At 47.1% G+C, this 12828-nt stretch carries 10 protein-coding genes; 5 read left to right on the forward strand and 5 right to left on the reverse strand.

The window, feature by feature from the left end; genetic code table 11:
* Positions 1–194 precede the first annotated feature (194 nt).
* From FD27_RS05895 to FD27_RS05915, 5 genes are all read right to left on the reverse strand, one after another.
* A complete protein-coding gene (locus FD27_RS05895; protein ID WP_083482712.1) occupies positions 195–2432 on the reverse strand; it encodes a glycoside hydrolase family 68 protein in 2238 nt (745 codons plus the stop codon).
* 164 nt (positions 2433–2596) lie between these two features.
* The gene (locus tag FD27_RS05900) at positions 2597–3523 is read right to left on the reverse strand and encodes a DMT family transporter (RefSeq protein ID WP_057750955.1); all 927 of its coding nucleotides are present in this window, start codon (positions 3521–3523) and stop codon (positions 2597–2599) included.
* A 19-nt stretch (positions 3524–3542) separates the two neighbouring features.
* Positions 3543–4259 carry a DnaD domain-containing protein gene (locus FD27_RS05905; protein WP_057750958.1) on the reverse strand — a complete coding sequence of 239 codons (717 nt, stop codon included), beginning with the start codon at positions 4257–4259 and terminating at the stop codon, positions 3543–3545.
* A gap of 64 nt (positions 4260–4323) precedes the next feature.
* Positions 4324–4842 carry a cell wall elongation regulator TseB-like domain-containing protein gene (locus tag FD27_RS05910; RefSeq protein ID WP_057750961.1) on the reverse strand — a complete coding sequence of 173 codons (519 nt, stop codon included), beginning with the start codon at positions 4840–4842 and terminating at the stop codon, positions 4324–4326.
* Between the two features lie 64 nt (positions 4843–4906).
* Complete coding sequence (locus tag FD27_RS05915; protein ID WP_057750964.1) at positions 4907–7804, reverse strand: helicase C-terminal domain-containing protein; 2898 nt, start codon at positions 7802–7804, stop codon at positions 4907–4909.
* 142 nt (positions 7805–7946) lie between these two features.
* On the opposite strand from FD27_RS05915, the gene mvk reads away from it, so the two are divergent.
* The 5 genes from mvk (at position 7947) to FD27_RS05940 (ending at position 12821) form a co-directional block, all read left to right on the forward strand.
* Positions 7947–8897, forward strand: a complete 951-nt coding sequence (mvk, locus tag FD27_RS05920) for a mevalonate kinase (RefSeq protein WP_057752039.1) — start codon at positions 7947–7949, stop codon at positions 8895–8897.
* A complete protein-coding gene (mvaD, locus tag FD27_RS05925; RefSeq protein WP_057750968.1) occupies positions 8894–9865 on the forward strand; it encodes a diphosphomevalonate decarboxylase in 972 nt (323 codons plus the stop codon). Before mvk ends, mvaD begins: the two co-directional genes overlap by 4 nt.
* A 22-nt stretch (positions 9866–9887) precedes the next feature.
* On the forward strand, positions 9888–11015 hold the full coding sequence (locus tag FD27_RS05930; protein WP_057750971.1) for a phosphomevalonate kinase: 1128 nt from the start codon (positions 9888–9890) through the stop codon (positions 11013–11015).
* A gap of 63 nt (positions 11016–11078) precedes the next feature.
* A complete protein-coding gene (gene fni / locus FD27_RS05935; RefSeq protein ID WP_057752042.1) occupies positions 11079–12122 on the forward strand; it encodes a type 2 isopentenyl-diphosphate Delta-isomerase in 1044 nt (347 codons plus the stop codon).
* Between the two features lie 12 nt (positions 12123–12134).
* Positions 12135–12821, forward strand: a complete 687-nt coding sequence (locus FD27_RS05940) for a YjjG family noncanonical pyrimidine nucleotidase (protein WP_057750975.1) — start codon at positions 12135–12137, stop codon at positions 12819–12821.
* Positions 12822–12828 lie beyond the last annotated feature (7 nt).

The following is a 12828-nucleotide window of genomic DNA, read 5'->3' on the forward strand; positions in this document are numbered from 1 at the left end:
ATATCAACAAAACATTATTAGGTCCACCTAGGCAGATAAATCCATCCTTTTATCTAGTAGCAAATTCACTTTTTATAAAACAAAGTCATGCTTCACATTGAATAATGATGCATGACTTATATTTTATTTTGTTTTAACTTGTTAGTGTACTTTATTATATATTACGAGAGGATCATTGAATCCATTAGAATAAGCTAATTATGTTGCTTTTCAACAGTAGCAATACCAAACATTGCCAAAAGTGATCCGGCAAATAAAGCCATTAATCCATTTCCATTACCAGTTTGCGGCAACAGTTGTTTATTCTCTGATTGTTTTTGATCACTGGTCATACCAGGCATCTTTGATTTGCCTGGTACCTCATTAGGGGTTTCACGAGGGTTTAGTCCTGGATTATTTCCGGGAATATTATCAGGATTAGTACCTGGCTTATCACCTGGTTTGTTGTCAGGGTTAGTACCTGGCTTATCACCTGGTTTGTTGTCAGGGTTAGTACCCGGCTTATTGCCTGGATTAGTACCCGGTTTATTATTTGGTTGCTCTGATGGATCAGCTCCCTGATGAGGCTTTAATCCCAAACCAGCACTTCGGTTAATTAAACTCCAATCAACTGGCTTGCCCCATTCACCCGGTAAAGCAGCACTGTTAGCAGCATTCTTATCAAGCACACCGAGCATTTTATCATTGCGGCTTGAATTATCCCAAATCCAATCACCCTGATTAGTAGCTCGTGCCAATACCATTGTAGTATTGTCTGAATTAATTTGAACCAAGAAACTAGGTGCCCAGGTAGCATAATTACCTTTACCAGAAGCAAAATCTTTGTTACTCATATATGAAGTAATCAGAACTTGATCTGGGTGTCCTTCAACTGGTACAGCGAAGTATGAATAAGTGGCGGTTCGCCAATTAGCAGGAACAGAAGCAGTCAATACAACCCCAGAGTTGTTTAATGGCTTGTAAGGACCCATTAAATTATCCGCAACATAACCGATCATGGCGACATTGTCCCCGACAGTTGCATTATCTTTTTGAGTCAGTTCAGTATCTGATCCCCGACTAACACGCGTTACGGAGAAAAGATAATATTTACCACCAAGTTTTACAATATCCGGCCGTTCAACTTCATCACTTGCCATCAATGTAGATACTAGTGGTGAGTAGACTTCATCTACCTCTGGATTGTCTTGATTGTTATTTAATTTCAAGATCCCTAGCGAGCCATTGGCTAGTCCAGCTAATTCACGATCTTTCTTGTTATTTAAAAGTTTAAAGAAGCTCTTAATATTAAAGGCATCATCGCCACCGTAATTAGCCCAGTTATAAATTTGCTCATCACTTTGGTAATCTTCTTTACCAGTATTGGCTTCAAATACTAAGTAGCGATCACCATTTGTTAATTGCACTACATGTGGATCGCGCAAGCAGTAATCATCATCTTTACGATCTTTTCCCTCGGCAAATTGTTGGTAGGTCTGGTAATGATAGCCATCACCTTCAAAGATAACATGATTATTATCAACACTAGCGATTGATACCCCATTATCATCAACGTTTAAGTGCAGGGTAGCTGTAGCCAGCTTTTGATCATTTAACTTAAAATCAGAAGTATCATTAGAAGTATAGAATAATTGAATTGAACCATCGTTGTTCACAATGGCAGAACCCGACCATTCTTGGTAGACATTGTTTTCTTTGTTACCAAAGATTGAACCCGCATTACGCCAGTGTGAGAAGTCATTGTCACCATACTTGTTGTACAAGAGATAAATATGGTTGTCGCCATAGGGTGTATTAGGAATCCCCATCATAGCGATTACTAGCTGGTAGCCCTTGTAATTTGAAACATATCCTGTAACAGCATCTTGTACTGGCCAGGAATCCCACACGTCAAGGTGCGCCATTTTACCCGTTTGTGCATCCACAGCATAAGCAGCTGGCATATTATTAATTTCCTTAGCGTTAAAATAAGGAACTGTATACCGTGGATCTTGCTTAACAATTGCATTGCCAATGCCTTCTAAATCTTTGAAGGTTAACTTAGCACCTTTTTCAGCAGACTTCGAGAAATTAATCTTATTCAGCTCATTAATTTGGTCTTCTGTCAAGTTATTAACATTAATATGCGCATTGTTAACAGCCTGAGCAGCAGAGGGGTTCAACTTTTTTTGATTGTTTTCACTAGGTACTGTATCAACATTAGTGCTTTGTTTTAATTGAACTTGAACGGCACCAGTAATTGTACTAGGGCTAGTGCTGGTGTTACTTGTTACATCAGAGCTGGACCCAGTAGGTTGACTAGCAGTATTGGTCACAACAGCATTATCACTATTAGTAGTAACTTGGTCGGCATGGGCACTAACTACCCCACCCATCAGCACAGAAGTAGATACTATAGTAGCAACTACCCACTTTTTACCAACTTTATACATTTTCTTGCGTTCTTTATAATCCAAAATAATTCCTCCCCCTTTTTTGTTAAACGCTTATCATTTTGAATTATCTGTATAACTTTAACACTTCTCTTAACATTGTCAAGGTATCAAATTAAAAAGCACGACTGGGCATCATCGCTCAATCGTGCTTTTTGTTTCATTTAATAATGGATATCATATGACGCGCGTCGTCGGCCCTCTTGGAGAATGAAGATCGCGATAATAACCAGGGCAATTCCGATGATTTCCACCCAATTCAAGTGGAGGTGGAAGAAAATCACTGACAGAATCGAGGTTGTGATTGATTGCATGGCATCCATGATCGAGACCACGTCAGAGGGTGCAAAACGGGTAGCTTCCATTAAGAGGCCGAATGGTAAGATCGTTCCAAACAGGACCACCGTCGCAACTGAAGCCACCAGGACCCAACTGATGTGTGGTGGATTTATCCAGAATGGCCGGTAGAGGTTAAAGAGAAGTCCCGCAATCATGGTTCCCCAGCCAAGGACAACCACAGGTGGGTTATCTTCAGCGGCCCGTTGTGGCAACACTACATAAAATGCGGCTGTAACCCCGGAACCAAGGCCCCATAACAATGAAACTAACGGTAAGTCTAACTGGGTAAAGTTCCCGCGGGTAATACAGAAGAGAACCCCAAGAAGCGCAATAATAAAGGCAATCACGTCAGAACGGAATGGTCGCCGGTGCTTGAACAGGACCCCACCAATCACGATGAATAGTGGTGATAAGTACTGGAGAATGGTCGCGGCCGAAGCATTCCCTGTTTGAATGGCATAGTAGAAAGTTAATAAGTTAGCCATCAAACCAAGGATGGCATACGAAACCACTGACCATGCTGTATCAGGACGGCTAAAAACGTGGAAGGTTTTCTTGCCATAGAAGACGAATGAGATAGCTAGTAAGATAATCCCAGCAGAGAAGGTCCGCATGGACAACATCCAAGTTGCTGGAATGGCGAGGTTTTGGGAAATCAGCTGGAGAGTCGTTCCAGAGATCCCCCACATGACCGAGGCAATCGCCGCAATGACAATTCCCTTGAGGACGGGGTTATGACTTTGCTTTTTCATGAGGTGCTCCCTTTCTAATTTAGTGCTGGTTATTCATTTTGAAAATGGGAATCTTCGGCCCATCCTTTGCTGGTTGAGGCGACGTAATCTGCCCCTGCCGCTGGCTCTTCCGTTCCTCAAATTGCCGTTCGTGCTCTTGAACATCACGAGCGGATTTCAGTCCCTGGCGTTGCCAATTACGGAGAATCCGGTCCATATATTGCAGACTCAAGGCGGAATTCAGAACTGCTTGCCGGAGGGCTAAGGCAATGATTTCGGCTGGATAATGGTCTTTATCTAACCAGTCATTGATGATCTGCATTTCCATGGGTGACATGGTGCGACCAAACTCCGCTTCAATCTTATTAAAAGTCGTGACCCGCTGGTTAGTACTCTCTTTGGTCCGTGCTTGGTCAGCTTCTTGAAGGTTCAAGTCCGCTAGCTTAGTCAACAATGGCGTGAAGTCCCAGATGGCGTCTTCCTTCCCGTCCGGTAATTGACGGGTCTTCTGGACAACCAGTTGCTTAACCGTCATTTGGTGAAGGACGTTGAAGACCTGGTTATCATCTGTCCCGAGGTGCTTCGCAATCTTCCGGATGTCCGGGTCGAGAATTCCGCGATCCAGATAGGACTTAAATTCTAAATAAACCATTAACTGGCCTGTTGACATCCCCAAATCATGATAATGATGCAACAGCAAGTTGGAAACACTGGTCTGCCCAGCTTGCAGATAGCGTAACAATGCATTTTCTGCCATTCACCATTCCTCCTTTTTCAAAAAGAAAAAGACTGTAGCTGACGCCCGGTCTTCTTCTTTCAAATTACAAGTTATTAATTTCTTGAACGTACTTGCCTGTCTTGAAATTAATCAAGTCGTAGCATAGCTGGTTCTTGTGATTACGGTAAGTTACTTCCCAAACAACCTTGTCGTTAAAGACCCCCGGCGCCACTTTCAAAATCTTCTTTGGTGACCGGCGTTGCTGGGTCATTTGTTCAACCCGACTGGCGCTTAAGCCAGCTGCTTGTTTAACCACCCGAACATCACCACCATGCTGCGGAACAATTACTAAAATCGGTTGATTCTGGTTATTCTGACCACTGATGGTGTAATAGGTACTCTCCCGGTTATAGATGTAGAACCGGCCGGGAGAATGCAGGTGGGCATATTTTTTGGCAATGTTGACGGTCTGCCGCCGCGCATTAGCCCGGGGTTGGTTGGCAAAGAAATAACCAATCACTGCGACCACGATCACCGCAATAATAATATACAGCAGGCGTTTAAGGGTCTTGCCAGCCGAATGCTGTTTGTTTTCCCGCTGGATTTCACGACGACTTTGCATGTAACTGTCCCTTCTTTAACAATAATCTTTCTGATTATACCAAAAATTAGCAGAGAAAGGAAAACTATTTACCCTTGTCAGCCGTTGACGAATGATTCCAATCGTCTAAGAACCGCTGGGCATTCGTCACTACTTGTTTCGTTGGCACTGTCTGGACTGGCATCCCCTTCGGCAAATTATGGAGCATTGAATGACCATATCGCCGCGAAGCAATTCTAGAATCTAAGATAACAGCGCAACCGAAGTCATCCGGTGTCCGTAGCAACCGCCCAATCCCTTGCTGAAGGCGCATGGTCGCTTTTGGTAATGAAGCATGGTAGAACGGGTTCTTGCCCTGATCACGCAACATCCCGTTATAGGCCCGCGTCATAATTTCATTTGGTGCGTCAAATGGCAGGCGGGTGATAATCAGCATCTCAAGGGCCGTCTTCGGAAGGTCAATGCCCTCCCAGAAACTGGAAGCCCCCAGCAGGATAGCAGACGTCCCAGAAGCAAACTGTTTCAGCAGCTTCTCTTTTCGACCAGTAATCCCCTGCGCAAGGATATCGCGCTGGTCAAAGAGGTCGGTTTCACGCAGCTGACTATAAACCTGTTCAATCGTCACCAGGGAATTAAAAAGAATCATCGTTTGACAACGATTATGCTTGGTCAGGTCATAAATGGTCTGCGCCAGGTAGTGAATGTAATTTCCATTGTCACTCCGCCCCGGAACCGGCGCATCCTGGGCTACCAACAATTGTGAACGGTGTTCATAGTCAAATGGTGAAGTAAACCGCTTTTGAATGGTGTGGTCCCGGTCCAGGTCGAGTTGGTCATACAGGTAGTTGGAACGACTGGACGTAAAGAGCGTTGCACCGACAAACAGTGGCTGGGCAAAGTACGGATAAACATTTTCCGTTAGGTAGTGGTTCACGGCGAGCAGGCCCCCGGACAATTGCATCGAACTGCGCTCGGAAGACTGTTGGATGGTCAGCCAGAAAGCCGCCGCATCCCCGCGCTGCTCAAGTGTTGTCGTGAAGCCGCGTAATGTATGGTCGGCACTCACTAATAATTGCCACTGACTTTGGAACTGACTCATCAGGTAACGGTCAGAAAATAGCCAGCGGTCCGCCTGCTGGACAAACAGGTGGTGCAAAGCTGAGAAGTGCAATCGCACATTGGCTAATGCCTGCTCCAACTGCATCATCACAGTGCCATCGGGCTGCAAAAGTGCCAACAAGGCTTTATTATCCAATGGTTGCTCAATCAACTCAGTACTGGTATTGGTGTGCACGTCCATCATGAACTGGCGATACAAGGCCTGCTGGAGCGCATCCAATGAAGTCGTAACGGCTTGCAGGTCATCCCTAAGCAGGTCAACATTGTAGGAACCGAGGGCATCATCATCAAAAATATCAACCAGGTTCCGGTCGGCATTGTGGGCTACCAGGCCGCCCAAAACATGAATCGCTGTCCGCAGTTGTTGGAAGTTCAACGTCTGGCGTGACTGGCGGAGGATACTTTCACTCAGGTGCTGGGCCTCATCAATAACCAGGTATGGGCGCCGGGTACCATCACCAAGCTCTTCCGCGTGGTCCACTAGGTAAGCATGGTTAGTAATGATGACGTTAGCGGTATGGAGTTGCTTCGCCCGCCGAACCAGAAAGTCATCCTGATAAAATTCATTCCGTTCACTGATCGTCTTTAATCCTTGGTGACGAATTTCCGCCAAGTAGGATAGCCGGTGAATATTTAAGTTCAGTTCATCCAAATCCCCACTGGTCGTGGACAATAGCCAGACCAGGATCTGGGCCTTCAACAGTTGAACGAGTTCAGAATCATCAATCACGGCCAGGGAGTGCACAAACTTGGCCAGGTCTAAATAATGCTGGTTTCCCTTCACCACAACACTATTCAACGGAAACGGCAGCACCTGGTCCAGCTGGCGCATCGCCTGCAGGGCAATCTGCTGCTGCAAGAGGTTAGTCGCCGTTGAAACAACAATCTTCTTGTCTGGGTAGGCAGCGTACGCCAAAGGCAACAAGTAGCCAAGTGTCTTCCCCGTTCCGGTCCCTGCTTCGACAATCATCGACTGTGGTTCTTCACTCGTGTAATTCTTATGAATGGCGTTCATCATCTTCGACTGGGTAGGCCGGAAAGTGAGTTGGTCACCAAACAATTTAACCTTGGCACGTTTAGTTGCCGGGTACTTACGCACAGGTGTATCAACTGCACTCGAAGCTGGCCGGACCTTATGCAGGACCATGCCATGCGTAACGTACAAGTCATCGCGTAATGGCAGTGGATGGTTAACGCGACTCGCCAGTTCTTTTTCAAACATACGGCTGGTTTGTTGGGGCAACTTTAGTTTCAACTGCACAAGTTTTTCCAGGGTTAAAGTGGGCAACTGGTGCAGCTTTTGCAAAAGGTCGATTAATAAGTGGGCGGTCGCTTCCGCATCTGAAACCGCGCTGTGCGGGTGGTCGTGTTCAATGGCGAGTGACGCGGTCAAGTCTCGTAACCGGTAGCTCTTTGCCGTGGGCAGCAAGATCTGGCTCATCGTTACCGTATCGATCGCCTTGATCGGCAGTTCGGGATAACCAGCCCGCTCGAGTTCCCCGTTTAAAAAAGGAAAATCAAAGTTAACGTTATGGGCGACAAAGATCGTCCCTGATAAGAGACTGTAGATCGTCCCAGCCACATCTTCGAATAATGGGACATGCCGGACGTCACCATTACGAATGCCGGTCAGCTGTTCAATTGACCGGGGAATCGTTGTCCGCGGATTTATTTTCGTTTCAAATTGGTTAATAATCTTACCATCCTGAACAAGAACCGCCCCAATCTGAATAATCCGATCACCGCGGCGTGCACTAGTGCCAGTCGTTTCAAGATCAACCACCGAATAGATGGGACCACGTGGTTGGCGTTTCTTCGACTGACGATGATTTGTTTTCGTTGACAAACTATCACCATGTTTCATTATGATTAACTGAAAATTCTACTAATATGATACACCACCGAATTATTAAATTATAGTAACAATTAATGGGGAAACTTTGGCAAAAGCAGCAAACTAGGATATGATGGAGAATGGAATTTTTTGAAGAAAGTAGGTTTTGAATGTGAAGGAATTAGGCATCGGCCATAGTCATGCCAAGATCATTTTAATTGGGGAGCATTCAGTCGTGTACGGACAACCAGCCATTGCCCTCCCACTACCGGATGTCAAAATGACCGCCACCATCACACCTGCAACGAACGGTCACACGATTGCTAGTGAGTACTTCACCGGCGCAATTAGTGACCTGCCTGATAAGATGAGCGGTGTTCAAAAATTAGTTCAAGCCCTCATCGAACGTTTTCATGGTCAAAATGATCCGTGGAATCTGACAATTGAGTCTGACCTTCCTGCCGAACGCGGCATGGGATCGTCAGCTGCTACCGCGGTCGCCATTGTCCGCGCCTTTTTTGATTACTATGAAGCAGCCCTGGACCGGGGCCTGCTATTGCAATTAGCTGATATTGAAGAAGAAATCACCCACCGGTCACCTTCTGGTCTCGATGCCGCAACGGTAAGTTCTAAGCAGCCGCTCTTCTTTATCAAGGGACAAGCAGGTACTCCTTTCCAGATGCACTTGACCGGAACAATGGTGATTGCAGATACGGGAATCAAGGGGGCCACGAAAGAAGCTATTGAGGCGGTGCAAGAACAACTGCGGGATAATCACCAGTCAACGGTCGCGCACATCGACCACCTCGGAAAACTGAGTACGGCCTGCAAGGAGTTCCTCACCAACAATGAGTTGATGAAGCTCGGCACGTCATTAAATGCCGCCCAAGCCGACCTGGCGGAGCTTAACGTTAGTTCCCCCGAATTGGATCATTTAATTCAGGTTGCCCGTGAACATGGTGCAATCGGTGCTAAACTGACCGGTGGCGGTCGCGGCGGTTGTATGTTTGCGATTACGCAAACAGCACTGGACGCCCGGAAGATTGCGACCGTTTTAACTAATCACGGTGCCAAACAGGTTTGGCTCCAACCCCTTGAAGAAAGTGAGGCAGGCAAAGCATGACGACCGCGCGTGCTCATACAAATATTGCGTTAGTAAAGTATTGGGGAAAGCGCGATCGGCAATTAATGCTCCCGCAAACCGACAGCCTGTCTTTAACCCTCAATGAGTTCTATGCGACCACCAAAGTAGAATTTGACCCATCGTTGACCGCTGATCAGATCACTATCGACGGGCAAGCAGTCAGCGGCAAGGGGCAGGCAAAAATTACCGCCTTCTTGGACATTGTGCGCCAGCTGAGCGGAAAAAATGACTTCGCCTATGTCCAATCTACTAATCATGTGCCGATGGCAGCTGGCCTGGCTTCATCCGCCTCTGCATTTGCGGCCTTAGCCACTGCTGCAGCCGGAGCAGCCGGCTTACAATTATCGCGGCGTGAATTATCACGGTTAGCCCGACGCGGATCTGGTTCTGCTACCCGGTCAATTTATGGGGGCCTGGTAGAATGGCACCGGGGAACCGATGACCTCTCCTCTTTTGCGGAGCCCATCATGGAGCAAGTCGATTTTCCAATTGAGATGCTGGCCATTCTCGTGAACACCAAGAAAAAGAAGGTTTCTTCACGTTCCGGCATGCAGTCATCCGTGGAGACGTCGCCTTACTACCCTGCTTGGCGACAGGTTGTGGTGGATGATATGAAGGCAATGAAAAAAGCAATTGCTGACCGTGACATTCCAACAATCGGTCACATTGCCGAAGAAAACGCCATGCGGATGCATGCACTAACACTGTCCTCTGATCCTGCCTATACATATTTTGACGCGGAGACATTAACTGCAATTCGCTTAGTTCATGAGTTGCGGGATAGTGGGATCAATGCTTACTACACCATGGATGCTGGTCCCAATGTCAAGGTGATTTACGACCGGCATGACCGACAGGCAATCTTAGATAAATTAAGTCCCGTCTTTGGTCGCGAGCGTTTAGTCGTCTCACAACCGGGACCTGGTGTTACAATAATTGATGATTAATTGATTGAGAGGTTTTTGAAAAGTGATTACTGAAAAAGCACCCGGTAAGTTGTACATTGCCGGTGAATACGCAGTAGTTGAAAATGGTTATCCGGCGATTCTGGTTGCACTAGATCAATTCGTGACGTGCTCAATTGAGGAAAGTGCGAACGAAGTCGGCCAGATCATTAGTCGCCAATACCATAGCAATACGTTGCAATGGCGCCGGCGTGGTGAACAAATGGTCGTCGACAAGCGGGATAACCCATTCTCTTACATTCTGTCTGCCATCCGGGTCACCGAAGAGTACGCACGGAGTTTTGCCCGCGAATTACGGATATATGACCTGCATATCGATAGCCAGCTCGACAGCGAAAGCGGTAAGAAGTACGGCCTTGGTTCATCAGCCGCTGTTACGGTCGCCACAGTCAAGGCATTGTGCCGTTTCTACAACTTGCCCGTTACCAAGGACGAGATCTTTAAGTTAGCGGCAATCGCCCACTTTGAAGTTCAAGGTAATGGTTCCTTAGGTGATGTCGCTGCTTCTGTTTATGGCGGTTGGATTGCCTACCACTCATTTGACCGGCAATGGCTCGCCCAACAACGGCAGTACCTCGACTTGCGTACCTTGGTTGAACTACCATGGCCAGACCTAAAGATCGAATCATTACAAGCACCGGAGAACTTGCAACTGCTGATCGGCTGGACTGGTAAACCCGCCTCAACCTCCCAGTTAGTTGACAAGATCTCCCTATTCAAGGCTAAGCAACAGGCCGAATACCACCACTTCTTGGAAGAAAGCAAACATTGCATCTCCCGGATGGTTGATGGTTTCCATGACGCCGACTTAGCCAAGATTCAGGCAGAAATTCGCTATAACCGTAAACTACTCACGGAACTTGGACGCAAGTCCGGTGTCCATATTGAAACCGAGGCTCTTCACCAGCTCTGCCAGATTGCGGAAGCCTTTAACGGCGCTGCTAAGACATCTGGTGCTGGTGGCGGTGACTGTGGAATCGTGGCGATCGACCGCCACAGCGATTTCAAGCAGGTCTTGAAATCCTGGACGGCTAATAAGATCGAACAACTACCACTATCCGTTCACTTCATTGATTCAGTCAAAACCAGAGTTAAAACCAAGGTTCAACGACACCTAGCAAATCACTTTTAATAATTATCATTGGCACGTCACGTTTTTTACCATGACGCGCCAATTTTGCAACTGGAGGCTTTTATTATGGAATCACCACATGCCCAACGCAAAAATGAACACTTGTCACTCGCAGCTAAATTGTATGCAAAAAATCATGAGACGCACCCCTTTGATGACGTGCAACTAGTGCATAATCCCCTGCCAGAGATTAACCTGGCCGATGTATCAACCACTGTTCAATTAGGACCATTAACCCTTGAACAGCCCTTCTACATCGAAGCGATGACTGGCGGCAGCAAACAATCTGCCCAAATCAACCAAAAACTAGCCCAGGTGGCTGCTAAACACCACCTGGCAATGGCCACGGGGTCGGCTAGCATCATGATTAAGGATCCGGCAACCGCAGACTCATTTAAAGTTGTCCGGCGAGAAGATCCCGATGGTTTGGTATTTGCCAACCTCAGTGCTTCCGCAACCCGCAAACAGGCCCAAGCAGCAATTGATGCCCTAAATGCTGACGCTCTGGAATTGCATGTCAACGCCGTCCAGGAATTGACCATGGCGGATGGCGACCGCAACTTCCACTGGCTAATCAATATTAGTCAACTAACACGGGCATTAGATGTGCCAGTGATCGTGAAAGAGGTCGGATTCGGTATGTCGAAAGAAGCAATCCAGGCGCTAACTGACATGGGGGTAACGCTGATTAATGTTTCCGGTCGTGGGGGGACAAACTTTGCCAATATCGAAAACCGGCGTAATCGCCACGAGGACCTTCACGAATTACTGGATTGGGGCCAAACAACCCCTGAGTCCCTCCTGGAAGCCCGGCAAGGCCGTTCTAATTCCACCACGATTATTTCCTCTGGTGGCGTTTGCTCGCCGTTAGACGTCGTTAAGAGCGGTGTACTTGGCGCCCAAGCAGTGGGTGTCGCTGGTTACTTCTTGAACATCTTGCAACACCAGGGCATTGACGCCTTAGATGATGAGATCAGCCGCTGGGAAGTTGAACTGCCCCGCCTGCTCGCCCTTCTCGGCTGTTCATCCTTTACGGACTTGTCACGCAAGCCATTCGTTCTTCACGGAGCGACATACGAATATGCGCTGCAACGGCATCTAATCTAGGGAGGAAGGAAAATGACCCGTTACCAAAACCTGTTATTTGACCTCGATGATACTTTGCTAGATTATGGGGCGGCCGAAGATCATTCTCTCCGCACCCTCTTTGCGGAATATGACCTGCAACTGACACCCGAAGTTAAACGAACTTTCCAGGACTATAACGTAAAAATGTGGCAACGGTATGAGCGTGGCGAGCTGGACTGGCAAGCCATGCAAGTCCACCTCTTCGGTGATTATTTCAAAGTCTACCACCAGTTGAAAGTTGATGGTCGGCAAGTGATCGAACACTACCTAGACCTCCTGGCAGGCAACCACCAGCTAATTCCCGGAACCCGGACCATCATGCCCTATCTGAAGAAGAAGGGCTACGCGATTTATGCAGTCACCAACGGACAAGCCCGCGTTCAACGGGCACGAATGAAGGATGCCCACTTACGACAGTACTTTGACGGTGTTTTTATCTCAGAAATTGTCGGTGCGCAAAAGCCGAGCAAGCAAATGTTCGACATTGTCTTAGACAAAATTGACGGTAATCCAGCAAACACCGTCATGATTGGTGACTCATTATCGTCGGATATCCAAGGCGGCGTGAATGCGCACCTGGATACGGCCTGGTTTAATCCTGATGCCAAGCGCAACACCACCCGGTTGAAACCAACCTTTGAGTTTCACGCACTACGTGAATTAAAGACAATCCTATAAACAAAAA

Source organism: Limosilactobacillus frumenti DSM 13145, assembly GCF_001436045.1.
Classification (GTDB): Bacteria; Bacillota; Bacilli; order Lactobacillales; family Lactobacillaceae; genus Limosilactobacillus; species Limosilactobacillus frumenti.